22 protein-coding genes are annotated in these 24774 nt (G+C 29.2%); 13 read left to right on the plus strand and 9 right to left on the minus strand.

Features of this window, described 5'->3' with window-relative positions; genetic code table 11:
- Positions 1 to 62: 62 nt before the first annotated feature.
- Positions 63 to 2669, minus strand: coding sequence for an ABC transporter substrate-binding protein (locus tag BFL38_RS02035; RefSeq protein WP_069725494.1), 2607 nt, complete (start codon positions 2667 to 2669; stop codon positions 63 to 65).
- Between the two features lie 274 nt (positions 2670 to 2943).
- Here BFL38_RS02035 and BFL38_RS02040 point away from each other — a divergent pair, with 274 nt between their 5' ends.
- The 3 genes from BFL38_RS02040 (at position 2944) to BFL38_RS02050 (ending at position 8076) form a co-directional block, all read left to right on the plus strand.
- Positions 2944 to 4017 (plus strand): ribonucleotide-diphosphate reductase subunit beta, encoded by a 1074-nt coding sequence (locus BFL38_RS02040; protein ID WP_069725495.1) that lies wholly within the window; start codon positions 2944 to 2946, stop codon positions 4015 to 4017.
- Positions 4018 to 4069: 52 nt separating this feature from the next.
- Positions 4070 to 6391, plus strand: a complete 2322-nt coding sequence (locus BFL38_RS02045) for a ribonucleoside-diphosphate reductase subunit alpha (RefSeq protein ID WP_069725496.1) — start codon at positions 4070 to 4072, stop codon at positions 6389 to 6391.
- 503 nt (positions 6392 to 6894) lie between these two features.
- The gene (locus BFL38_RS02050; RefSeq protein WP_069725497.1) at positions 6895 to 8076 is read left to right on the plus strand and encodes an MFS transporter; all 1182 of its coding nucleotides are present in this window, start codon (positions 6895 to 6897) and stop codon (positions 8074 to 8076) included.
- Between the two features lie 49 nt (positions 8077 to 8125).
- Here the strand turns inward: BFL38_RS02050 and BFL38_RS02055 are convergent, their stop codons facing one another.
- From BFL38_RS02055 to BFL38_RS02065, 3 genes are all read right to left on the minus strand, one after another.
- Entirely contained in the window at positions 8126 to 8914 is a 789-nt protein-coding gene (locus BFL38_RS02055; RefSeq protein WP_069725498.1) for an ABC transporter ATP-binding protein, read from the minus strand.
- Between the two features lie 16 nt (positions 8915 to 8930).
- A complete protein-coding gene (locus BFL38_RS02060) occupies positions 8931 to 9836 on the minus strand; it encodes an ABC transporter permease (protein WP_069725499.1) in 906 nt (301 codons plus the stop codon).
- A gap of 202 nt (positions 9837 to 10038) precedes the next feature.
- Positions 10039 to 11013 carry an ABC transporter substrate-binding protein gene (locus BFL38_RS02065; RefSeq protein WP_069725500.1) on the minus strand — a complete coding sequence of 325 codons (975 nt, stop codon included), beginning with the start codon at positions 11011 to 11013 and terminating at the stop codon, positions 10039 to 10041.
- Between the two features lie 385 nt (positions 11014 to 11398).
- Here BFL38_RS02065 and BFL38_RS02070 point away from each other — a divergent pair, with 385 nt between their 5' ends.
- From BFL38_RS02070 to lptB, 5 genes are all read left to right on the plus strand, one after another.
- Entirely contained in the window at positions 11399 to 11905 is a 507-nt protein-coding gene (locus BFL38_RS02070) for a hypothetical protein (protein WP_069725501.1), read from the plus strand.
- A 21-nt stretch (positions 11906 to 11926) separates the two neighbouring features.
- Positions 11927 to 12478 (plus strand): hypothetical protein, encoded by a 552-nt coding sequence (locus BFL38_RS02075; RefSeq protein ID WP_069725502.1) that lies wholly within the window; start codon positions 11927 to 11929, stop codon positions 12476 to 12478.
- A 457-nt stretch (positions 12479 to 12935) separates the two neighbouring features.
- Complete coding sequence (locus BFL38_RS14870; protein ID WP_069725503.1) at positions 12936 to 13466, plus strand: hypothetical protein; 531 nt, start codon at positions 12936 to 12938, stop codon at positions 13464 to 13466.
- A gap of 226 nt (positions 13467 to 13692) precedes the next feature.
- A complete protein-coding gene (locus BFL38_RS02085) occupies positions 13693 to 14235 on the plus strand; it encodes a ferritin (RefSeq protein WP_069725504.1) in 543 nt (180 codons plus the stop codon).
- 30 nt (positions 14236 to 14265) lie between these two features.
- Complete coding sequence (gene lptB, locus BFL38_RS02090) at positions 14266 to 15096, plus strand: LPS export ABC transporter ATP-binding protein (RefSeq protein WP_069725505.1); 831 nt, start codon at positions 14266 to 14268, stop codon at positions 15094 to 15096.
- 73 nt (positions 15097 to 15169) lie between these two features.
- Here lptB and BFL38_RS02095 read toward each other — a convergent pair whose 3' ends face one another.
- The 3 genes from BFL38_RS02095 to BFL38_RS02105 form a co-directional block, all read right to left on the minus strand.
- Positions 15170 to 16096: a DUF4340 domain-containing protein gene (locus BFL38_RS02095; RefSeq protein WP_069725506.1), complete on the minus strand. Its 927-nt coding sequence runs from the start codon at positions 16094 to 16096 to the stop codon at positions 15170 to 15172.
- A gap of 70 nt (positions 16097 to 16166) precedes the next feature.
- Positions 16167 to 16586 carry a Holliday junction resolvase RuvX gene (gene ruvX, locus BFL38_RS02100; RefSeq protein WP_069725507.1) on the minus strand — a complete coding sequence of 140 codons (420 nt, stop codon included), beginning with the start codon at positions 16584 to 16586 and terminating at the stop codon, positions 16167 to 16169.
- Positions 16587 to 16604: 18 nt separating this feature from the next.
- Positions 16605 to 17840, minus strand: a complete 1236-nt coding sequence (locus tag BFL38_RS02105) for a peptidase U32 family protein (RefSeq protein ID WP_069725508.1) — start codon at positions 17838 to 17840, stop codon at positions 16605 to 16607.
- 182 nt (positions 17841 to 18022) lie between these two features.
- On the opposite strand from BFL38_RS02105, the gene proC reads away from it, so the two are divergent.
- The 3 genes from proC (at position 18023) to galT (ending at position 20324) form a co-directional block, all read left to right on the plus strand.
- Entirely contained in the window at positions 18023 to 18814 is a 792-nt protein-coding gene (gene proC / locus BFL38_RS02110) for a pyrroline-5-carboxylate reductase (RefSeq protein WP_069725509.1), read from the plus strand.
- A gap of 138 nt (positions 18815 to 18952) precedes the next feature.
- Positions 18953 to 19315 (plus strand): response regulator, encoded by a 363-nt coding sequence (locus BFL38_RS02115; RefSeq protein WP_008724512.1) that lies wholly within the window; start codon positions 18953 to 18955, stop codon positions 19313 to 19315.
- Between the two features lie 7 nt (positions 19316 to 19322).
- Positions 19323 to 20324, plus strand: a complete 1002-nt coding sequence (galT, locus tag BFL38_RS02120; RefSeq protein ID WP_069725510.1) for a galactose-1-phosphate uridylyltransferase — start codon at positions 19323 to 19325, stop codon at positions 20322 to 20324.
- On the opposite strand, the gene proB is transcribed toward galT, so the two are convergent.
- Positions 20319 to 21464 carry a glutamate 5-kinase gene (gene proB / locus BFL38_RS02125; protein ID WP_069725511.1) on the minus strand — a complete coding sequence of 382 codons (1146 nt, stop codon included), beginning with the start codon at positions 21462 to 21464 and terminating at the stop codon, positions 20319 to 20321. The two genes, galT and proB, sit on opposite strands and share 6 nt — an antisense overlap.
- Positions 21465 to 21528: 64 nt before the next feature.
- Positions 21529 to 22776, minus strand: coding sequence for a hypothetical protein (locus BFL38_RS02130; protein WP_069725679.1), 1248 nt, complete (start codon positions 22774 to 22776; stop codon positions 21529 to 21531).
- A 233-nt stretch (positions 22777 to 23009) separates the two neighbouring features.
- On the opposite strand from BFL38_RS02130, the gene BFL38_RS02135 reads away from it, so the two are divergent.
- The gene (locus BFL38_RS02135; protein WP_069725512.1) at positions 23010 to 23885 is read left to right on the plus strand and encodes an ankyrin repeat domain-containing protein; all 876 of its coding nucleotides are present in this window, start codon (positions 23010 to 23012) and stop codon (positions 23883 to 23885) included.
- Between the two features lie 56 nt (positions 23886 to 23941).
- On the plus strand, positions 23942 to 24772 hold the full coding sequence (locus tag BFL38_RS02140) for a RecB family exonuclease (protein ID WP_008731817.1): 831 nt from the start codon (positions 23942 to 23944) through the stop codon (positions 24770 to 24772).
- Positions 24773 to 24774: the final 2 nt, after the last annotated feature.

Below are 24774 nucleotides of genomic sequence, written 5' to 3' on the forward strand. Positions count from 1 at the left end.
AAGATATAATAACATATTTTAAATAAATTTTAAATACCGTAATTAAAAATTTATATACTGTCCTATTGTAATGCAAAACTTCTAGTTTCTATATATGGAGTTTCGTCTGCTATATAGGACTCTACTACAATAATATAATTTCCTCTAGGCAAAGATGCTAATTCTTCTTTAGCTATAGTTAATTTAAATACATCATTTTCCAAAACAGCCTTATACTCTCTTTCATTTCCATTTTGCAATTGAAGAAGAACTTTTACAGTAGTATTAGGGTCTGGAAGCTCCAAAGCATTATCTGGATAGTTGTATGAAGAAACATAAATATCTATATTCATATCATTGTTTCTATTTGCTATAGCAGGCATTTCAATATCTTCTATCCTGCTCATTTTAGTAGACAGTCTTTCAATCCAATATTCAGCAGTATAACTATAATCTTTAAAAGCAGTTAATTCTATATAATTAGCCTTTGAATCTATTCTTGATATAAAGAAAGGTCCGTTTGATATATATGCATGTCCGTATTTATCTATAAAGTCAATAGCAGCCTGATATCTTTTAACAGCTTCTTCTTTTGTTATAAAATCTTCTATGCCGGCAGGTATGTATTCACTGTCTCTCATCTCAATTAATTTTTCTTTTATATCCGATACACATGTAGGATTTTTTACATCTATAGAAGTTAAAGACTGATCCTGCGATATGGTATAAACATTTCCAGATTTAGATCCTTCAAGTACAATTTTCATTATAGCTTCATTTATCTCAAAAGGAATAACAGTATTTCTATTAGGGTTTCCTATTTTAGGACTAACTGCTGCAACAGCAATTTGTCTGTCCATATCCATAGGCCAATAATAATTTCCATAAAGAGTAAAACTTCCGTCTTCATTTATAATACTTCCAACAGCTCCGTCCATAGCAGAAAGATATCTTCCAGCCATGGCAGAATCATAATATTTATCGTTTTCATTAGTTTTTGTTATAACATTAGCTATAAATACACTTCCGTACATCAAATCAACTAAAGAAGATTCTATGCCATGATGCCATTTAAAACTTCTAGGTTTAAAATCGCATTTCACATAAGCAGTAAGATTATCAGATTTTTGATAAACTAATTCACCATTTTCATTAACTTTTACAGTAAGTCCCTCTTCCCATTTCTGAGTATAAGGGTTATACATCTTGGCATTTTGAGGCACCTTTATAGTACCAACAGGTATTCCATTATTTCCAGCTCTCACTCCTATCTCTAAACTATTAGTGTCAGCCTCTCCAAGTATAAACTCTGTTTTAGCAGTAGATGGCGATTCAAAAGTAGCACCTGCATCTGAACAAGGACCTATCATTATAGCAGAATAAGCATCAGAAAATCCGCCGACACCCACAGGATCCCAAGGACTTATAAATAATGAACCTTGTGCTGAATGCTGAAGAACTCTTAATACTTTTTCGCCATTACGATTTGGTTTTATATCTGCACTTCTTATAGACCAATCATTAACACCGTCTCCTACTCCATAAAGCATTCTTCTATTGAATCTTTCTTTATTCGCTACAAAAAACTGAGTCTGTGAGTTTAAATATATTCTTACAGCGTCTTCAAGCCCTATTTCCTGCAAACGCATATTACCATTCCAATATTCATCGGCAGTCAAAAACCATCCGTTTGAATTTTTATCGCTTATCCTTGAAGCCTCTTTATTATCATAATTCCAAAACTCAGAAATATTTCCGCCCGGCATATAGTTGCCTTCTCTTACATACATCTGTCTTAATGTAACATCCCACCAAGCTCTTGTTGCACCTGCTCCCCAAGCCTCTGTTATAATATTCCATTCATAATCTTTTGGGTCTGAACCGTATACTACCTGTGTAGATTTATTTCTATCATACAGTAACTTTTCTACTTTTATACCTGTTTTTTCTATCAAATCGGATATTGCATTACCTGCTGGAAGTCTTCCTGTAGGATCATCAACTCTTATAACAAATTTAATAGTTACTGTTTCACCATTATATTTCCACCAGCCATTTTCTTTTTTTAACTTTCCTCTATTCTCAGGCAAATTGGCAGCTTTTTCCATAGCTTTATTTATATCATTAATTGCTTTCTCTTCATTACCATTTGCTGTCATACCCATTTTTGAAGGTATAAGATTATATCTGTAAGTACCCGGCTGTCCCGGTGTAGCCTGAGTAAATGAAGGCTCCCCAGCTCCTCTTAATATTTCATCAACCAGCTTTTTTCTGTCAATCAAAAAATTCATAGCAAATCTTACTTCTTTTATAGCTAAAGGATTAAAATAAGTTTTACCGTCTCTTGTAGTAACAGTATACGGGGCTTTATTAGGTACAGGATTAAAAAGCAAAGACCAAGAGCCTGAAGGAACTGCATATGTATCTAGTTTCTCCAAATCACTTTCACCTAATGATAAATATGTACTTCCGTCTATTCCGCTTGCCATTAAATCTGCTCTTCCGGCCGCTACATCTTTAATGGCTATTGTCATATCTGTTCTTACTTCGTATATTATTTTATCTATTAATGCTCCGCCTCTGTCTATTTCTTTCTGTTCAATTTCTTCCTGACTATTAGAACATGACAATAATATTATAAATAGTATTAATATTGTAAATTTATAATAAATTTTATTATTAAATTTCATAATTTATCCTTATTATCATATATAAATTAACATAATATATAATAATAGTATAAACAATAAAAGTCAATAAAATAATATCTATAAAATTTGATTAAAATGTTTTCATATCATAAATAGTATAAAACATATATTATTATTAATAAAACATTTTTTATTAGTAGTATATGTACAATAAATATATAAAAATAAATAAAATATATCCTTGACAAATATAAAAAAGAAAATTAGAATAACTAATTAAATTCCAATATGCTTAAAAAGTTAAGAGGAAATTATGAAGGTAATAGATATAGATAAAAAACCAGAAAATGAAAAAATATTTTTTGGAGATTTTGGGCATTATATAAGAATAGATTCTGTAAGCCATGAAATAGCCAAAAAATTAAAGGAAGCAAGCGAAGGAAATACTTGGTTTTCTAAAGAAGTTGATTATAAATCTGATAAAACTAGATTCTCTTCACTTCCTGAAGATGCTCAAAGGGCTTTCAAACTAAATATAGCATATCAAACTCTAATGGACAGCGGAGTTACATCAGGATTTTCATCTATATTAAATAGAATAGTAACAAGTTCAATATGGTCTATACTTTATGCAAGAATAGCCATAGAAGAAAATATACATGCTGAAAGTTATTCTTACGGACTTTCTGAAGTATTCGGTCATCAGGCAAGCGAAACATTGGATTTAGTATATAATGATGATTTTGTAAAGCACAGAATGGAAAAAGAAGTTGAATTATTCGGAAAAGTTGATGAATTATGTAATTTAGAAAACTCTAATGCTTCATTAGATGAAAAAAAACAATCTATATTAAAACTATTAATAGGAATATATTTACTTGAAGGTATAAAATTCCCATTCTCTTTTCTTGTAACTTTCACAATAAATAATAGTTATGACAATGCCATAGCAGGATTTACAAAAACTATTAAACTTATAGCACATGACGAGCTTAATGTTCATGTACCTACAGGTAAAAATTTAATGAATATACTTAGAAAAGAAAATGAACAAGGCTTCACGCATTTGTTTAAAAGCGGATGGTTTAATGATACGGCTAAAGCAATGACAGAATTCACTGTTAATGAAGAAATAAAATGGGCTAAATATCTTTTTGACGGACATGAAGTATCAGGTATTAACTCATCTATAAGCGAGCATTTTATTAAATATTGGGCTGGCGTAAGATTAAAAGATTTAGGAGTAGAAACTGAATATCTATCTGAAAAGAAGTCAGACATTATAGATTGGTTTAATAGCTATAGAGATATAAATAAACAAAATGCAGCTTTACAGGAAACAACTAATACTTCTTATCAAAAAGGTGCCTTAAAAAACGATTTATAATTTATACTTAATTAAAAATTACAAAATAAAAAATAATTATCAGGGTAAAATTATGATAGAACTTACAAAAGATAAAAAACATATAATAATTAAAAGGAACGGCAGAGAAGAACCTTTTAACGATGAAAAATTAAGAAAAGTTATAGATTGGGCTACCGAAGGTAAAGAGGCTTTCACTAATAACCTATTAGAAGGACTCAATATAAAAATCAATGATAAAATGAAAATAGAAGTATTATATGATGAGCTTATAAATACAGCTGTTAATATGATAAGTCCGTTATATCCTATGTACGATACAATAGCAGAAAAACTCTATTTAATGAAAATATATAAAGAAACATGCGGACTAAAAAAAATAGGATCATATCCTCATATAAAAAATTTCTTAAAAAAAGGTATAAAATATAAAATATACGATAAGGATATAATAAAACTTTTTACAGATAAAGAATTAGATAAAATCAATTCTATGATAGAGCCCAATAGGGATTTACTTTTTACATATAAAGGATTAGCCATATTTTATAAAAAATACTGTAAAAATATAGGAAATAAAAAATTAGAGCTTCCTCAAATAACATATATGGTAGCTGCTATGTTTTCTTTCTATAATGATTATTATAAAGGTGAAAATAAAGATAAATTAGAAATAAGTAAAACTGAAAGACTTAAATATATAAAAAGAACCTATGATATGCTTTCTAAACATGAAATTACATTTGCAACTCCTAGGATAGCAAATAGTATGACGATAAAAGCACAATTAGCAAGCTGCATATTAAATACCCCTGATGATGATACTTGGAGCTTGAATCAGACAGACGGAAATATGGCATTATACTCAAAATTTTCAGGCGGGATAGCTTATGATGCTTCATATATAAGGGCATCTGGTTCTACAATACAAACTAATAGAGGCCGTTCTGACGGACCTATACCTTTCATAAAAAGAGTTGAGCAAACTATATCATCATTTAATCAGGGCGGAGTAAGAAAAGGAGCTTGTGTTGTAACTTTTCCTTGGTGGCATTTAGATGTATTAGACCTTATTATGCTTAAAGATGCAGGCGGCACTGAAGATACTAGGGCTAGAAAATTAGTTTATTCTATCAGAATAAGCAATATATTTAGAGAAAGAGTTAATAAAGACGGATATGTAACGCTTTTTGATCCTAAAGAAACTCCTCTTTTAAACGAAGAATACGGAAAAAAATTTGATGTTGCTTATATGTATTATGAAAGTAAATCATCTATAAGAAAAAAAAGAATAAAAGCCAAAGATTTATTATTTCAAATATTAAAAGTGAGACAGGAAACAGGAAACTTATATCTTACATTTGTAGATAATATTAATGAACAGAATATGGTTAATAGATTTGTAGGATCTTCCAATCTATGTCAGGAAATAGTAATACCTTCCTACCCTTCTAAACTCATAAAAGAAAAATATATTATTAATGAAGATGGAGAATATGAAATTGTACAAAGAAAGAAAAGCGGTGAGATAGGTATATGCAATTTGGTTTCTGTTAATTTAATGTCTTGGGTAACTTTCTCACCTGAAAAGAAAAAATCATTCTGCTACACTCTTTTAAGAGGATGCGATAATATCATAGATACTCAGTTTTATCCTGTTAAAGAAGGAGAAATTGCCAACAAAAAAAATAGACCTATAGGAATAGGGGTTATCAATTATGCTAATTTACTTGCTTCAAATAAAATAAAATATACAGATAAAGAGGCTTTGGAATTTACAAATAAAGTTTTTGATGATCTATATTATCACATATATGAAGCATCTAATATATTGGCAAGAGAAAGAGGACCTTATAAAACTTTCAATGAATCTAAATGGAAAGACGGATTAACTCCATTTCATATATCACTTTTAAATAATAATAAAAATAATAATCTTGATGTAAGCATAGATAAAGAAAAATGGGATAAACTTGCAGAAAACATAAAAAATAACGGAGTAAGATTTTCATTCCATGGTGCAATAGCCCCTACTGCTACATCAGGAAAGAGCGTATCTGCAACAGAAAGTATAGAGCCTATAGTAGATTTATTCTTTGTAGAAGAAGGTATACAAACTCTTCCTAGCTTAGTACCTAATATAAAAAAGAATAGAGAATATTATCAGAGATGCTGGAATATTCCTGCAAAAACTATAATAGAGCTTGCTGCTGTAAGGCAGAGATATATAGATCAGTCTCAGTCATTAAATTTATATTATGTAAAACCAGAATCTGCTAAAGAACTTTGGGAAGACATTCAATATGCTATGGATTTAGGTTTAAAAACTCTTTATTATATGAAAACGCCTAAATCTAATTTTGAACTTGAAGAAGTATGTGAGTCATGTACATAAAACATATAAATAACCAAATTAACATAATCAAGCTAACATATTATAATATTATGTTAGCTTGATTTATTTTTCATTATATTCTTCTATTATATAGATTGTATATATCTGGGGATGGTTTATATAAAAAACATAAAATTTCAAATTTTATACTAACATAATAGACTTGTTTCAAAACTAGATTTATAAATTTTTATTTAATATTTTAAATTATAGTTGGGACTTTGCTGCGAAGCACACATTCGTGCCAACCCCCAGTTCTTTTACCGAGTTAGGTACCTTTCGGTATTGGTATAAAATAATAAACTCATAAAATTGTTTGTCAAGTACTTTTGAAACAAATCTATTATTTTAATAGTTAATAAATTATTGAAATTTTATATATAATCTTGCCGAGTTTTTTCTAAAAAGTATAATATCAAAAAAAATCTAATTTACATATTGCACCTTGAGTTAACTTCAATGATATAATTCTCAAAATTAATAATATTAGGAGAATTATTATAATGAAAAAACAAAATAATATTTTAGTATTAATATTGGCATTTGCTATATTTGCAATATTAAATACGGAGATAGGAATAGTAGGAGTGCTTCCTATCATTGCAGAAACTTTTAATGTAACTATAGAAAAATCAGGAATTTTAGTTAGTGCTTTTGCCTTTACAATAGCCATATCTGGTATAATAATGCCTTTATTATTTTCTGGTATCAATAAAAAAATATCTATGCTAATAGTAATTGGAGTATTTATAATAAGCAATATAGTATCAGCATTTACAAATAGTTTTAATGTTCTTTTAATGTTTAGAATAATACCTGCTATTTTTCACCCTATATACTGTTCTATGTCATTTATTGTAGCTTCAGAAACTGCTGAAGAAAGAGATATTCCTAAAGTTGTATCTATAATAATGATGGGAGTTTCTGCTGGAATAGTAATAGGAACTCCTGCATCAAATTTTTTTGCTGAAACTTATTCCTATAAAGCATCAATGTTGTTTGCGGCAGCTTTAAATATAGTATCATTTATAGCAATAATATTCTTAGTTCCTTCAATGCCTGTAAACAAAAGACTTTCTTATGGATCTCAGCTTTCAGTATTAAAACTTCCTATAACTTGGATATCACTTGCCGCTGTTGCTTTGATTGCAGCTTCTATGTCATCAGTATACAGTTATTTTGTTCAATATATAAAAGATGTATCAAATATCAATGGAAAATATTCAAGCATTATACTTTTTCTATTTGGTATATCAAGCATAGTAGGAAATTTTTTAGCAGGAAAGTTTTTATCTAAAAATGCTATAAAATTTGTTACAGCATATCCATTTATATTTATTCTAATATATATTTTAGTATTTCTTTTAGGAGGTATATTTGCTTTAATGTTTGTAATGGCATTTATTTGGGGAATAGTATATGGAATGGGTAATAACATTCAGCAGTATTGGATTACATCAGCACTTCCTCAAGCTCCTGAATTTTCAAATGGACTTTTTATATCTTTTGGAAATCTGGGAATAACCATAGGAACTTCTTTAGGAGGACTATTTATAGCAAATACAACAATTAAGAATCTGCCTATATGCGGAATAATATTTTTGATATTAACATTTATATCTATAATAATAAGACTTTTAATCAATGAAAAAAATGTATCAAAAATAACATTAACTCAAAATTAATAAATTATAAGCAGATTATATTATTATAATATAGTCTGCTATTGTAATATTAAGATAATAAGAGTTTATCACTTAAAGAACCTTCAGCTGTTTCAAATTTCTTGAGTAAATCAGATATCTCCAAAGATTTTTTCTCTTCGCCTGAAACATCATATATAATATTACCGTCATTCATCATTATAAGTCTGTTGCCGTAATGAATGGCATCTTTAATATTATGCGTAACCATAAAAGCTGTAAGTTTATCTTCTCTAATGATTTCTTCTGTAAGTTCTAATACTCTTTTAGCAGTTTTTGGGTCAAGTGCTGCAGTATGCTCATCTAATAATAAAAGTCTAGGTTTTTTAAGAGTGGCCATAAGAAGTGTTAATGCCTGTCTTTGACCGCCTGATAAAAGTCCTACTTTTGACTGAAGCCTTGTTTCAAGTCCTAAATCAAGTCTTTTTAATTTTTCCACATACTCTTCTCTTTCTGCATGAGTTATGCCCCATCTTAAAGTTCTTCTCTTTCCTTTTCTCTTAGCAAGTGCCAAATTTTCTTCTATACCCATATTTGAAGCAGTGCCAACCATAGGGTCTTGAAATACTCTTCCAAAAAGTCCTGCTCTTGCATATTCTTTCTTATCTGTAATATCAACTCCGTCAACTGATATAGTACCATAATCAACTTCATAAACACCTGCAATCAAATTGAGAAGCGTAGATTTACCAGCTCCGTTTCCTCCTATAACAGTAACAAAATCACCGTCATTTAATTTGAGGTTAACTCCTTTAATGGCTTTTTTTTCTGTGATGGTGCCTCTATTGAATGTTTTATAAACTTCTTTTAATTCTAGCATAAACTCCCCCAAATATTTATTTTCTTTTTCCGCCTACTGCTCTTGTAACTTTCCTATTGAGTACAGGCACTGAAAGAGCAAATGCAACTATAATAGCAGTAAGAAGTTTTAAATCTGTAGCCTTTAATCCAAGCTGAAGAACTATAGCAATTATTATTCTGTATATTATAGAACCCATTACAACAGAAGCAAGTTTATACCAGAATGAGAATCTGTTTCCAAATACAACCTCCCCTATTATAACAGATGCAAGACCTATAACTATAGTACCCGTTCCCATACCAACATCAGCATATCCCTGACTCTGAGTAACCAAAGCACCAGATAAAGAAACCAATGCATTTGACAGCATAAGTCCTATTATTTTCATAACATTAGTATCAACCCCCAATGCCCTAATCATTCTCTCATTGTTGCCTGTTGCCCTTATAGCACAGCCCATCTCCGTACCGAAAAACCAATACATTAAAAGGATTATTATTACAGAAAAGATAAATCCTACTAGCAAATCGGATAATACTTTACTTAGTGAGAGCATATTTTGAATTATAGTCAAAGAAGTATCCATTCCCAAAAGCGGTATATTAGGTCTGTTTCCCATAACTCTGATATTGATAGAATATAATGCAATCATTGTAAGAATTCCTGCTAATATTCCGGGTATTTGGAGTTTTGTATTTAAAAAACCTGTTGCAAATCCTGCCAAAGCACCTGCCAAAAAAGCAAAAAATAAAGTTATAAAAGGATTCATACCATTAGATATAAGTATCGCACTTACAGCACCGCCTAATGCAAAACTTCCATCAACAGTCAAATCCGGAAAATCCAAAACTTTAAATGTAATATAAACCCCTAGAGTCATTATTCCCCAAATGATACCCTGAGATGCAGCACCTTCTATTGCCAAAAAAATCCCTTCCATATAAAGTCCTTCTATATATCATTGCTAACAAAATATTTTTTAATTCTATTATAAATATCAACTGTCGTTTATATATCTTTATAATATCGCTATTTATTAACTAGAATATAATAAATTTCGGTTTATCATATTCTAGTTTATTTTATTAATAAAAACTGAGTATAAAAATTTTTAAATATAAAAGCCCAATTTTTATAATTTATTACTTATTATATAATGACTCAGGTATTGTTATTCCTATACTATTAACCATATTAGTATTAACTACCAAATCAAAAGTTTTTAAAGTTTCTATAGGCATATCTGCAGGTTTTTTCTCGCCTTTTAATATAGATACTGCCTGAGCAGCTGTCAATTTTCCAAGTTCATAATAGCTTATTGCATAAGTAGCAGTTCCGCCAAGCATAGTCATACCGCCCTCACCGCAAACTACAGGAAGTTTAGCAGGTTCAGCAACTAAAGCAACTGTAGCCATACCAGCTGCAATCATATTATCAGTTGGCGTATAAATAGCTTCAACTTTTCCAACTAAACTTTGAACAACCTGCTGTATTTCATTAGCAGATGTTACTGTGGCATCTATATATTTTAATCCCATAGAATCTAATTTTTTCTTTGCTATATCCATTTGAAATACTGAGTTCTGTTCGCTTGAACAATATAAAAGTCCAACTGTTTTCAAGTTCGGAGTAATCTCATTTAATAATTCTATTTGAGCTTCTACAGGAGTTAAATCAGAAGTACCTGAAACATTTCCTCCTGGAGCATTATTATCAGCAACAAGTTTAGCAGCGGCTGGATCTGTAACTGCTGTAACTAATATAGGTATATCTTTTGTCATATTTGCAACTGCCTGTGCTGCAGGTGTTGCTATTGCCAAAATTAAATCGCTTTTATCATTAACAAATTTCTGACCTATTGTAACACAGTTAGCCTGTTCGCCTTGAGCATTTTGATAATCTATAATAATATTTTTTCCGTCTTCATATCCTGCTTCTTTAAGCCCATCAACAAAGCCTCTATAAGAAGCATCTAAAGCATCATGCTCTATTAACTGTAAAATTCCTATTTTAAATACTTTATCTCCTGATGCGTTTGAAGAAGATGAGTTACCAGAAGAACATGAAATAAATATAAGTGATGTTATAATAAATAAAGAATATAAATATTTTTTCATGATTGACTCCTATTTTTATAAAAAATTACTAAGAAACTATATACAGTAATTATACTATATATAATAATAATGTCAATTAATAATTACTTTCAAACAAAAATTATAATATCATAATCTCAGCAAAAAATATAATATTTTGATAAAAAATAAGATTATAGCTTGATAGAATAAAAAAAGCATATATAATATATTTTATTTTATGGGAATGAGGGTGAGAATCCTTAACCGTAAAATTTAATTCTATTTATAAACAATTTTATAATTTTAATATAAAAGAATTAACGAAGTCGGATACCATTTAAATAGTCGAGTGTGCTATCTAAAAAATCCTGCACTCTTTTATTGAACAGCTTTTAATTTTTTAATTTAAATAAAGGAGCATTTTATGCAAAAACAAATCAAAGTTTTATTAACACTTCTAATGGCTTTATTCTTAGCAGTATCTTGTTCTAAAGACAATGTAACAAATCCAATAAAAACTAAAGAACAAATGCTTCAGCAAAAATGGATTAATGATTATGGAACAGGATATGAACTGTATAATATTACAGAAAATTCACTTGAAAGTGCTGGTTCTTACAATAATTCACCAGAGACAGTTGGTTATCAAATTTCTATAGAAGAAATCTCTTGGAATTCTGATAATACATCTGGAATTATATACGGCAAATATACAATAGATAACAATAATAATAATAAAAATCTTGGAAAATGGTATGCTGTTTCTTTTAAAAATTTAACAGATACAAGTATATCTATTTGCGGTGCTTCTAAAAAATTGGAAGATGGTTCATATGATTCTTCAGCAGAAACCCTACAAGAAGCAAAGACAAAATTTACTGAAGCTAATGGTTACTTTGGTTACTATTCAGCTTGTACTGTAAAACAATAAATTATACTTTTGAGGACTCCTATGAAAATTAAAAAATCATATTTATTAATTATAATATTTACATTAATTATATCTTGTTCCAATCCTTCTACAAATCCTAATAACAATAATAATCAAAATACTTCATCGTCTGTAAAAGCTGTAATTTCTGGAGTTCATACTATACAATATGGCAGTAAAACTTCTGAAATTGATGCAACAGATGAAGCTCAGTTAAAAACTTTATGGATTACTATAGTATCTGGAAAAACTGTTTATAAATCAACTGATTATTCATCTGTAAGCGGAAAATTTGATGCTGAAGGCAATTATTATGACAGTACCGATACAGTAAATATAAGAACAAAATTTATAGAATGCATAGTATGTGAATATAATAGTAAAAAATATCTTGCAGCTGTATATTGGGATAATAAAAATACAATGCCTAGTGCTTATCGTCTAATAATTATAGATGAAACAGGAACTGAGCAGGCTTGGTACGGCGGCGGAAGCGATGAAAATGTTATACCAGATGAAAATACTCAATGGGTTAAATATGATTTTGTTTTCGGATATTTACAAAATTATTAATTAAAAATTATGAAATATATAAAGGGGCGGTTATATAAAGCCGTTCCTTTTTTATTAATCTTTTTTTTTACATTTTAGTCATATTTTTTTACATAAATAAAAAGAATATAAATATTTGTATTAAGAATATAATTTTTATGAGATTTATATAAAAAATATATTTTTTTGAAAATAATATTATTTTTTGAGCTTTATTTACAAAATTACTTGATATAAGAAAAATTTTTGTATATAATTAATATATAACATAAATTAATATTATGGGAATGAGGGTGAGAATCCTTCGCTGGCACGCAACCGTAAAGTTTAATTCTATTTAAATTTGAGCTATTAATAATCTCTTAAAAGAATTAACGAAGTCGGATACCATTAAAATAGTCGAGTGCACTATCTAAAAAATCCTGCACTCCTTTATTAAATTGCTTTTAATTTTTTAATTTAAATAAAGGAGCATTTTATGCAAAAACAAATCAAAGTTTTATTAACACTTCTAATTGCTTTATTCTTGGCAGTATCATGTGCTAAGAACAACCCAAATAACCCAACTCAAAATGGTAATACAGATAGTGGTATTTCAGGAAGCGGAACGACTCTCACCATACAATATGGAAGCAAATCTATTGAAGTGAATACTTCTGATCAAACTAAATTAAAAGAATTATGGGTAGGATTAGTTGCTAATCAATTTGTTTATAACAGTTCAAATTATTCATTTAAGTCAGGACAATTTGACGCTGAAGGTAATTATCATGATATAGGAAATGATTTTCAGACTGCTAAACCTGAAATTAGAACTAAATATATAAAAAATGTTACTTATGAATATAATGGAAAAGTTTATCTTGCAGGCATATATTGGGATAATAATAATACAATGCCTAGTGCTTATCGTCTAATAATTATAGATGAAACAGGAGTTGAGCAGATCTTAAAAAGCAGTTGGAGCTTCGCAAACAGCAGAAGAAAGGGCTTATGCAGAGGCTTCTAACCGGTGAGGTGAGGATTTAAAGTTTTGAATATAATTGTATAATGAAAAGTACGATGCCGCACTTACATTGTACTATCTTAAAGGTTAGGCGATACCGTGCTGCTTGGTGTGCGGTAACGGCTCCTAGGCTTATGAATTTATAAAGAATATTATATTTTTTTCTTGATAATTTTAAAACATATTATAGAATACTTAAAGGTTATAAAATATTAAAAAGGAGTTTATTATGTCCATAATAAAAGAGGATATTATTAAATTGTTAAATGTGCAGTTAAATAAAGAATTATATTCTGCTAGTTTTTATTTTAATATGGCAGGTTGGTGCGATAAGAAAAGTTTGAAAGGATGCAGCAGCTTTCTATACGGACACTATAAAGAAGAATTAGAGCATTTTGAAAAATTTAGAGATTTTATAAATAAAGTTGGCGGACAAGCTGTTATTAGCGATATGCATGCTCCTCAAAGCGAATTTAATTCTGTAGAGCATTTGTTTGAAACTGTATTGAAACATGAAGAATATATAACTTCATGCATAAATGAATTAGTCGGAAAAGCTATGGAGAATAAAGATTATATTACATCTAGGTTCTTAGATTGGTTTATACAAGAACAGCTTGAAGAAGAAGAATTATTCAATGATATTATGGAAAAAATTAAAATGCTAGGCGGCGGTAATTTAGAAGGCAGAAACCTTTATACATTTGATAAGGCTATGAATACTTTGAATACTGAAAAGCATTCAGGCGGACTCGATATAAATGTACAATAATAATTAATAATAATAATAAAGTGAGGGTATATGTTTAGTAAATTTCTTAATATTTTCAAAAAACAGGATAATACAAATAATATGCCCTCTGCTCCTGTAACTGCTGAGAATTTTTTTAATTATGATAAATCAAACCCTTATGAGATTCGTGCTGTTAATCTCACTAAATATTATGGAAAGCGTAAGATAATAGGCGATATTTCCTATAATGTGAAGCAGGGTGAGGTTGTAGGGCTTTTAGGACCCAATGGGGCTGGAAAGACTACTAGTTTCTATATAACTGTAGGATTCGTTACAGCAACTGCAGGAAATGTATATCTCAATGATCTTGATATTACAAAACTTCACATGCATGAAAGAGCAACTTTAGGAATAGGATATTTACCTCAGGAGGCTTCTATTTTTCGTAAGATGTCTGTTGAGGATAATCTGCTTAGCATATTGGAATATAACAAAGCATTGTCTGCTAAGGATAGAATGGATATAACAGATATGCTTCTGGAAGAGTTTAATATTACGCATGTACGAAAACAGAACGGCTATACTCTTTCCGGCGGTGAGAGAAGAAGATGCGAAATAGCAAGAGCTTTGACTGTTAATCCTAAATTCATATTATTAGATGAACCTTTTGCCGGAGTTGACCCTATTGCCGTTATAGATATACAGAATATCATAGCTTCTTTAAAAGAAAAGGGATTAGGAATACTGATTACCGACCACAATGTACGAGAAACTTTAAGAATTACTGACAGGGCGTACATAATGGGTAACGGACAAATATTGGTAAAAGGCACTCCTGAAGAAATAGTCAACAATCCATTAGCCCGTAAAGTTTATTTGGGCGAATCTTTCACTATGTGATTCTTATTTTCTATATAAAAAAAGGAGCTTATTAAAGCCCCTATTTTATTATTTTTATTATTTTCAATTATAATCAATTAATTATATAATTTACTGCTTCTATAAATGTATTAAATGAATTCTCTGTCATATAGTATCTGTTATTATCATTATGGCTTACTATTTCATAATTATTGTCATCGAGTTTATTTAATACTTCATAAGATACATTACCATTCAAAGCCTGTATATTGATTTTATATAATGATGCGTTTTTACTTGTATTAGCATTAGTTATTAAACCGTCAGCATTTAAATTTGCCAAAGTAAATATGCTTGTATAAGCATCATTTGCTTTTATAGTATTATTATTCCAATTTTTTATCCAAGTATTATTAGTGTCATTAGTATTTTTTGCCAATGTATATGAATTATTATTGTATTCTATAGTTATCTGTTCTATATCATCATTTCTCACTTGAGATATAGTTTTGTTTATAAGATCATTTTCTGTTTTATCGAATATATCTTTAGGATTTGAAGTAGTATTTCCAAGAAGATATATATTATTGTCATTATTTATTTTGGCATATACGCTATTTCCGAAAGCGGATTTCATGCCGAATTTTATATTTCTTACTTCTTTCGATGAACTGTCTAATGCTGAAACTGTTAATGCTTCTTCATCTGTTAATTTATATTTTAAAATGCTGTTATCATCTCCCCTTGAAACTATTTCTATAGGCTGTATGCTGCTCAAAGCATTTGTAATTGTATTTATCAAATTATTATCAGCATTATATTTATCATTTACAGTCCATTTATTATCATTGTATTTTATAGATATAGTTTCATTTGCTCCTCTTTTTATAGTTATTTCAGATATATTTGAGTTTATTTTTTTTAATTCGGGCAGTGAATATCCTCTGTTTTTCATGAATGTTACAGCAATTAATATTATTATTAAAACTGCAATTATAGATGATAATGTTATATATTTTTTAGTTATATTATTATTCATATTTTTATTACCTTTTATATTTTTATTAATATATATAACTATTTAATAATAAAAATAGTAAATAGTTATATTATTGGTTTTTTTTATTCATATTAAGAACATTCAAATAATTTTCTAATATCAAAGCAGCTGCAATTAAATCATTAGCTTTATCTTTAACTTTTTTCTTTTTTCCTCTTAATATAAAATCCGCCTCTTTTGAAGTACCGTATTCATCAACAAATACAATATCAACTTTTACACTTTTTAAAAGAAACTCAGAAAATCTTCTTATTTCTGAACACCATTCACTTTCTTTTCCTTCATCAGATAAAGGCAGACCAAAAACAACAGTATCAATATTTTTTTCTTCTATTATATCCATCAATTCCCGTTTTACTTTTCTAGCATTGCTTTCTTCTATGAGCCTGCATGGAAAAGGAATTTTTATATCCATATCCATAAAAGCAGTACCTGTTTTTTTTCTTCCGAAGTCAACACCTAGTATCATAATTTAATTTTCTTATTATTAATCTTCTTCTATAGTGATAATGTCATATTTTTTGAAATCATGTACTCCTGATTTAATATAGGCATTATCTATATTTCTAATACTATCTGTCTCTGCAAATTCATTTTCTTCTGTTTTTATAAATAGTTTAAATCTATTATCATTATGTTTTATAAAATCTCTGCCTATATATATTAAATCATCTCCTTTCTTTATAGTGTTATATACAGTAATTTTTGCATATTCCTCACTGTCATCAGAAATCATACCCATAAGTCTTCTTCCTTTGAGATAACCTTTGAGAGTAGGTTTTATATTATCCCTGCCGAAATAGAATCCTGTGTCGCTTTCTCTTCTGCTTATAGTTTCAAGCTCTTTCAAATAGCTTGCAATAGGTTCTTTTTTTATAGCTTCAGGATATGAATCATAACCGATTCTTTCAAGCAGATCCAATAACATTCTATAAACTCTAACCGTATTAGCTACATAGTATACGCTTTTCATTCTGCCTTCTATTTTTATAGAATCAATACCGGCTTTCTGAAGTAAATGCAGATATTCAGCCATCTGTAAATCTCTGCTGCTTAATATTGTAGAATGATTTTCTCCTTCTTCAATTTCCATAAACTCTCCGGGTCTTGTTTTTTCTTCTATATATGTTTTGAAATTCCATCTGCAAACCTGAGAGCATTCTCCGCCGTTGGCATCTCTATTATTTAAGAAATTTGATAACAAACATCTTCCGGAATATGACATGCATACAGCTCCATGAACAAAACTTTCTAATTCTAAATCAGTATTCGCCCTAATCTCTTTTATCTCATCTAAAGAAAGTTCTCTAGCTAATATTATTCTGCTTGCTCCTAAACTTTCATACATTTTACAAGAATAACTATTTGTAACAGAAGCCTGAGTGCTTATATGAATATTAGCTTCCGGTATTGTTTCTTTAACTATACCTAATACTCCTAAATCAGATACTATAAATGCATCTATATTTAAATTTTGTATTTCTTTTAAATATGCTTTTAAATTATTTTTATCATATTCATGCAGAAAAGCATTTAAAGTTAAATACATTTTTTTATTTAATTTTTTAGCTAACTGTGCACATTCAGCAAGTTCATCTATAGTTGTATTTTTGCTTTGATGTCTTAAATTAAATAATGCTCCGCCTATATATGCCGCATCAGCTCCGTAATGGTATGCTACTTCTAATTTTTCTTTATTTCCAGCAGGTGCTAAAAGTTCCATTTTTATATCCTCTTATTTTTAATGCGGTTTATTTTATATCAAAATTGCTAAAAAGTATATATTTAATTTTTATTATTGTTATATAATTATTTATGAAAGTTTAATAAAATATATTTTTACATTTTTGAATATTTTGATATTATTTTATATAAGTTTGAATTTTTATATGAAAAGGAGTTAATATGATAATAGGATTTATTGGTGCCGGAGCTATTGGCGGAGCTTTAATAGAAGGATTTATCAAATCCGGAATAGAGTATACCAATATTGTAGCAAGCGTAAAAACTATGGAGAAAAAAGATTATCTCGAAAAGAATCTAGGAATAAAAGTTTATACTGATAATAGAAAAGCAGCTAGTGAGGCAGATGTTTTATTTTTGGCAGTTAAGCCTTATATGATTCCTGCTGTTGCTGCTGAGATATCAACATCTATTAAGGTTGGTTCTACCATTATAAGTGTGGCGGCCTCTGTATCTAAAAAGGATTTATCTAGATATTTCAGCGGAAGCAGAATAGTGAGGATAATGCCTAATACACCTGTTAAGACATGTAATGGTTTTACATCTGTTGTTGAAACAGAAAATAAGGTTGTTGAGAATGGTGTTGTAGAATTGATGAAAAAAGTAGGAATGGTTAAGGTCATTAAAGAGGAAGAAATACATGCTTATAATGCTATGGCTGGCTGTTCACCTGCTTTTATGTATATATTAATAGAGGCTATGAGCGATGCAGGAGTTGTTATGGGAATAGACAGAAAAACATCTATAGAAATGGCGGCACAGGTTTTTAAGGGAACGGGAGCTATGGTATTGGAATCAGGAAAGCACCCTGCTCAATTAAAAGATGGTGTATGCACTCCTGGGGGACTTACTATAAAGGGAGTTGAGGTTTTGGAAGAAAAGGGACTTAGAAGCGGTATTATAGAAAGTATTATTGCAAGCTATAATAAATCTATAGAAAGTGAAAAAAAGTAAAAATTGTAGTATAGAATGCAGTTTTTTTATAATCGTTTATTGATAAAAAATATAATTGTAATAATCAAATTAAAAAATTCTATTTGACTTTTTTAACTCAATTATTATAATATGAGTATAAGATACTTGGAGAATACTATGGCTAAGAAGACAATTTTAGTTTTAGATGATGAAAAAAGCATTAGAACTCTTTTTGAAGAAGAGTTTAAAGATGAAGGATATGATGTTGTATCCACAGATAGCGGGGAGGAAGCTTTAGAAATGCTTGATAAAGGTACTCCTCATATTGATCTCATAACTTTAGACATAAAAATGCCTAAAATGGACGGCTTAGATTTTTTGGCTAAGGTTAGAGAAAAACATAGAGAATTACCTATTATAATATGTACAGCATATAACAATTACAGACATGAGTTTTCTGTTTGGAATGCTGACGGCTATATATTAAAATCAGGAAATCTTACAGAGATTAAAGATAAGATAAAAAGATTAATAGGTTGATATTTTTATGCCGCATATTCGTAAAGACCCTGTAACAAAACAGTCCGTAATTATTTCATCTGAGAGAACAGGAAGACCTAGTGATTATGTTAATTTAGATAAAAAGCATATAGTTAATTCTGAACTCAGTTGTCCTTTTTGCAGAGGGCATGAGATGAAAACTCCGGATCCTGTTTATACTGTTTATGCTGAACAAGAAGAAATTTGGCAGGTTAGAATTGTACCTAATAAATATCCTATAATATCTGAAACTCATGAAAATGAATTGCCTAAAGAAAATAAGCTTTTTTATGCCAGCAGTTCTAAGGGGTTTCATGATGTAATTATAGAACATCCTAATCATTATTTTAATTTTTATCATGCACAAACAGAAGATTTTTTCTATATTTTTAAAGCTGTTATGATGAGGCTTAAAGATTTAGGAAAAAATGAAGATATGATGTATAGTCTTTATTTTAAAAATTTCGGACCGGAGGCAGGAGCAAGTCTTTATCATTCACATTCTCAGATTATAACAACTCCTTTTATACCGGTTCAAATGTATGAGGAGATTAGCGGTGCTTTAGAATATTATAATGAAAATGAAAGATGTGTATACTGTGATATAATAAAAGAAGAAAAATCTTTAAATGAAAGGGTAATATGCGAAAATGAAAACTTTATAGCTATATGTCCATTTGCTTCAAGATCTCCGTATCAGATATATGTAATCCCTAAAGAGCATGCAGACAGCATTATACATGTTTCTAGTTCTAATATTTTGGACTTTGCAAGTATATTGAAAGATATATTCGACAGATTATATAAACTTTTGGGTGAAATTAGTTTTAATTATGTGCTTCATACTCTTTTACCTACACTTGAAAATAAATATAAAAATTCAAGCCATTGGTTTTTAGATATAATGCCTAAAATGAGTAAATTGGCAGGATATGAATTAGGAAGCGGAGTGTTCATTAATTCTATTACTCCTGAAGATGCTGCCAATCAATTAAGAACTATATTATAATAATACTATATAATCTCTTGTAATAACAGCATCATAATTTTTATAGCCTAGTATTTTTAATATATCATCAGAGTGATGTCCGATTATTTTCTCTACATCATTAGAATTGTAATTAATTATTCCTCTGGCAAACTCGTTTCCGTTTTCATCTATTATACTTACAATATCGCCTTTTTTGAAAGTGTTAATTACTTTTGTTATTCCTATAGGAAGAAGGCTTGATTCTTTTTCTAAAACTGCCTTTTTAGCCCCAGCATTAATCATTAATTTACCTATTATTGTTGTGGCATAAGCAATCCATCTCTTTTTTGTTGAAAGCTCATCATGTTCTTCAACAGGATAGAATATTGTTTTATCTTTTGTTTCAAAAATATCATTAAGTACATTAGGTTTTTTACCATTAGCTATGAATAATGCACATCCGGATCTTGTAACTATTTTAGCAGCCTGAAGTTTTGTTTTCATTCCGCCTCTTCCGCCTTTTGAAGCATCTAGTCCTAAATCTTCTATTTCTTTTGTAACTTCAAATACTTCATGTATGAATTTAGCATTAGGATTGGTTTTAGGATTATCATCATAAAGTCCATTTATATCTGATAGTATTATAAGTAAATCCGCATCCAATTCGCTTGCTACCAGGGCAGAAAGTTTATCATTATCAGAAAAACTTATCTGAGTAACATCATATAATTGTTTAAGCTCATCGCTCGATACTGTATCATTTTCATTTATGATAGGTATAACTTTATATTTTAAAAGCATGCTTAAAGTAGAATGCAAGTTTAAATATCTTCTTCTGTTTGAGAAATCTTCTTCAGTTAGAAGTATTTGTGCAGTGATTATATCAAATTTTGAAAATCCGTCTTCATATATTGACATAAGCTGCGATTGTCCTATAGCGGCACAAGCCTGTTTTAAAGCTACTTCATCTAAATCTACAGCATTAATTTTTTTAGCACCTAATCCCACAGCTCCTGAAGTAACTATTAAAACTTCTTTTCCCATTTTATGAAATTTGGCAATGGCTTCTATAAATGAATATATTCTAGCTAAAGATATATAACCGTCATCATTTCTTAAAACATTAGTACCGAATTTGAATACTATTCTATTTATCTTGTTTAAATCTATACTTTTCATGCGAAGTATTATAAACTATATAATAAAAAAATAAAGATTTAATTTTTAATTATTTTTTAATAGTCTATTTATTACCCCATACTCCTCCGAATTTAAAACTTAACCCTAAATAAAAATCATTGTCTACAGTATAATGTCCGTTTTTTTCATTATAAGAAATAACTCCAACCTGATTTCTGTTTTCTAATTCATAATATTGATAATTATTTTTATATACAGGATCATAAGTAAATGTATCCGAAATCATTATTTTAAAGTCATCAGTTACATTAAAAGTTATTTTTAAGAAAGCCCTATATTTAAGCTGGTAAATATCTTGTGCATCAGAAAATATATTATTATCATGTATGCCAAAATGAGCAGTTATATCAAACTTCCATAATCTTCTAGCCTCAAAAAATATGAATCCGCTCATACCATAATACGGGTTTCCTCCATTGAAGGTTTGTACTGAAAAATCTGTATAATATCCATTATTGAAATGCGGCTTATTTGTATTTGCTTCTCCGGGAAAATATTCATTATCCACTCTTATACCATGTCTGAACCAAAAGCCTTCGATTCCAACTGTAAATCTTCCGTCTTTTCCGTTCTTAAAATAGAAAAATGCATTAACACTGTCTCCCCATTCTTTAATAGGCTGAGAACCTATTTCTGTAACAATGCCTGCTACACCTGTATTAATATAATCATTACTGTATGCCACCTTAGCCATTAAGCCTTTAGATGAATTGGCATCAAGCCCCATTTCTCCATTAACTAAACCAACTCCGATAAAAACTCCAAAGAAATTTGCTTCTACCATCAAACCTGTATCATATCTTGGTATGAATTGTGTTTCATAACCTATAGGCATATCTCTTGGTCCTGAAAGTACCGTTGCTTTATTGCTGCTTACAGTGTGATAATAAAATAATGTAGGGAAGTATGATGTCATGGGGATATTTTTTGTGTACGGCTCCAGAACTCCTGCTCTTATTCCTACATATTTAAAATTTATAAATATATTCATCTTAGAGAAATCAAAAACAGGAGGAGACATATTTTGATAAAATCTTGCTTTATGTGATAATGGCTCATAGAATCTGGCATTGAATGCTGCTTCTATTGAGGCATATTTATATTCTTTTATGTAATGCAAATCTCCGTATAATAAAACTCCTAATGTATCTTCATTTCCTGTCTGTTCTATTAAATCGCTCATTCTTCCATAAGCAACCATTTCTAAAGATGCTGATAATTGTCCGTATCTTTTTATATCATTGGTATTTGTAGTTTGAGAATATGCTTTAATATTTAAGCTAATTAACATAATACAAAAAATAGAGAAATAAAAAAACTTAATTTTACCAATTAAGTTTTTATAGTGTTTTTTATTATAGTTATTCATAAAAAGAATCTCCTTTTTTAAAATATTTAGATATATTAGTTTATATGTTATAATATATCAAGTAGTAAAATATGAAAATTATTATATTAATTGTTGTATATTTTTAAATATATACTATAATTTTATAAAAATATAATATAGTTGAGGGTATTCCTATGAAAAAAATATTTGTTGCGGTTAGTTTGTTTTTATTTAATTTTATATTATATTCGCAAAATATGACAAATTCTGAAACTTTGGAAAATGATACACTTACCAACTCCAACAATGAATTTTTTGATTATATAGAAAAAGGTGATATTAATAAAGTCAGAGAATTATTATCAAAAGGAACAAATGTTAATAGCACTAATTCTGAAGGTTGGTCGGCATTACATTTGGCAGTTAAATCTGATAATACTTTAGTGGTAAAAGAATTATTATCCCATAAAAGGATTGATATGAATCCTGTACTTCCTGCTGATACAATATTAATTGATGAAGAAAATAATAATGGAGAAAATAAATGGTATGCTGATGGTCAGACACCTCTTTTGCTTGCTTCATATTACGGATATGCTGATATAGTGAGTATGCTTTTGAGCTATGGTGCTGATGTACTTGCTAAAGATAATATAGATGATGCTATGTCTATTCATATTGCTTCAGCAAGGGGATATCCAAATGCAGTTGCTGCAATATTAGAATCTGCTGCAGCAAAAAATTCAGGTATAGATATAGTTAATGTTGGAGACAGTACAGGCACTACTCCTTTAATGTGGGCTTCTATGAATAATCAAGTAACAGTTATAGCCGTATTAATTAGATATAAGGCAGATGTTAATATTCAAGATGATGATGGTTGGACTGCTTTGCATTTTGCGGCTGCTTCTGATAGTTATAGAGCTGTAGAGATTCTTTTGAAAAATAATGCAGATGCCAATATAGCTGACATAGAAGGTAAAAAACCTGTGGATCTTACTACTGATACCGATATAAAAGCTTTGCTCAATAAATATACTTCAGCAGAATCTGGAAATAATAATAAATAATTGTTAGTGCTATCAATTCTATTTGATGCAATTTTTATTAGTAATAATAAAAAATTATGGAAGCTAAAAAGTTACAAAGATTTAGTGAATACAGCATGTCTACATATTTGCTTTGTCCTAGAAAGTATAGATATACTTATATAGAAAAACCTTTTAAAAAGCAAAAAAGAAGTGTTAATGTTTATTTTATATTTGGTAATGCTATACATTTAGCTTGTAAAGAATTTTATGAACAGAGGGCTGAAGAAAGGACTTTAGATAATTTATATAATATATTCAGAAATGTATGGAAAAGAAGCGGTATAAGGGCATTTTTCAATAGTAGGGAAGAAGAGAAGGAACTTGGTGAAAGAGGTCTTTATATGCTTTCTAATTTCTTTAATTCATTCGGACAGAAAGTACCTTATAGAATAGAAAGCTACATGGAAAATAGGGTTAGGGATTATATTTTATTTGGAAGAATAGACAGAATAGATTTATCTGCCGATGGAACGTTACAGATTGTAGATTATAAAACAACAAAGTATTATGATGTCGGTGAAGATAATGAAGAGAGAGAAAGAAAGACAATACAGCTTAAATTATATGCTTGTATATTGGACGGACTTAAATGTAAGGTTACAAGCGGTTCCTATTACCATTTTGAAGACGATAAATTAGATACTATAGAGTTTACTCCTGAATCCATTAATTATCTAAGGGAATGGTTTGATGAGATAGTTGATGACATAAGATATGACAGAGCTTTCGATAAAAAGGTTGGAAGACATTGTGAGTTTTGTGATTTCTTTAAATTATGTCAGGGAAAAGAAGATAATATTGAAAATTTAGTTCTTCCTTCAGATGAATTGTTTATGGCTAATATAGAAAATTCAGAAAATAATTGATA

Source organism: Brachyspira hampsonii (genome assembly GCF_001746205.1).
Taxonomy (GTDB): Bacteria; Spirochaetota; Brachyspiria; order Brachyspirales; family Brachyspiraceae; genus Brachyspira; species Brachyspira hampsonii_B.

Bases quoted from the DNA above. Each gene is read 5' to 3' on its own strand.
- BFL38_RS02035 (WP_069725494.1), bottom strand. From the start codon at position 2,669: ATGAAATTTAATAATAAAATTTATTATAAATTTACAATATTAATACTA.
- BFL38_RS02040 (WP_069725495.1), top strand. From the start codon at position 2,944: ATGAAGGTAATAGATATAGATAAAAAACCAGAAAATGAAAAAATATTT.
- BFL38_RS02045 (WP_069725496.1), top strand. From the start codon at position 4,070: ATGATAGAACTTACAAAAGATAAAAAACATATAATAATTAAAAGGAAC.
- BFL38_RS02050 (WP_069725497.1), top strand. From the start codon at position 6,895: ATGAAAAAACAAAATAATATTTTAGTATTAATATTGGCATTTGCTATA.
- BFL38_RS02055 (WP_069725498.1), bottom strand. From the start codon at position 8,914: ATGCTAGAATTAAAAGAAGTTTATAAAACATTCAATAGAGGCACCATC.
- BFL38_RS02060 (WP_069725499.1), bottom strand. From the start codon at position 9,836: ATGGAAGGGATTTTTTTGGCAATAGAAGGTGCTGCATCTCAGGGTATC.
- BFL38_RS02065 (WP_069725500.1), bottom strand. From the start codon at position 11,013: ATGAAAAAATATTTATATTCTTTATTTATTATAACATCACTTATATTT.
- BFL38_RS02070 (WP_069725501.1), top strand. From the start codon at position 11,399: ATGCAAAAACAAATCAAAGTTTTATTAACACTTCTAATGGCTTTATTC.
- BFL38_RS02075 (WP_069725502.1), top strand. From the start codon at position 11,927: ATGAAAATTAAAAAATCATATTTATTAATTATAATATTTACATTAATT.
- BFL38_RS14870 (WP_069725503.1), top strand. From the start codon at position 12,936: ATGCAAAAACAAATCAAAGTTTTATTAACACTTCTAATTGCTTTATTC.
- BFL38_RS02085 (WP_069725504.1), top strand. From the start codon at position 13,693: ATGTCCATAATAAAAGAGGATATTATTAAATTGTTAAATGTGCAGTTA.
- lptB (WP_069725505.1), top strand. From the start codon at position 14,266: ATGTTTAGTAAATTTCTTAATATTTTCAAAAAACAGGATAATACAAAT.
- BFL38_RS02095 (WP_069725506.1), bottom strand. From the start codon at position 16,096: ATGAATAATAATATAACTAAAAAATATATAACATTATCATCTATAATT.
- ruvX (WP_069725507.1), bottom strand. From the start codon at position 16,586: ATGATACTAGGTGTTGACTTCGGAAGAAAAAAAACAGGTACTGCTTTT.
- BFL38_RS02105 (WP_069725508.1), bottom strand. From the start codon at position 17,840: ATGGAACTTTTAGCACCTGCTGGAAATAAAGAAAAATTAGAAGTAGCA.
- proC (WP_069725509.1), top strand. From the start codon at position 18,023: ATGATAATAGGATTTATTGGTGCCGGAGCTATTGGCGGAGCTTTAATA.
- BFL38_RS02115 (WP_008724512.1), top strand. From the start codon at position 18,953: ATGGCTAAGAAGACAATTTTAGTTTTAGATGATGAAAAAAGCATTAGA.
- galT (WP_069725510.1), top strand. From the start codon at position 19,323: ATGCCGCATATTCGTAAAGACCCTGTAACAAAACAGTCCGTAATTATT.
- proB (WP_069725511.1), bottom strand. From the start codon at position 21,464: ATGAAAAGTATAGATTTAAACAAGATAAATAGAATAGTATTCAAATTC.
- BFL38_RS02130 (WP_069725679.1), bottom strand. From the start codon at position 22,776: ATGTTAATTAGCTTAAATATTAAAGCATATTCTCAAACTACAAATACC.
- BFL38_RS02135 (WP_069725512.1), top strand. From the start codon at position 23,010: ATGAAAAAAATATTTGTTGCGGTTAGTTTGTTTTTATTTAATTTTATA.
- BFL38_RS02140 (WP_008731817.1), top strand. From the start codon at position 23,942: ATGGAAGCTAAAAAGTTACAAAGATTTAGTGAATACAGCATGTCTACA.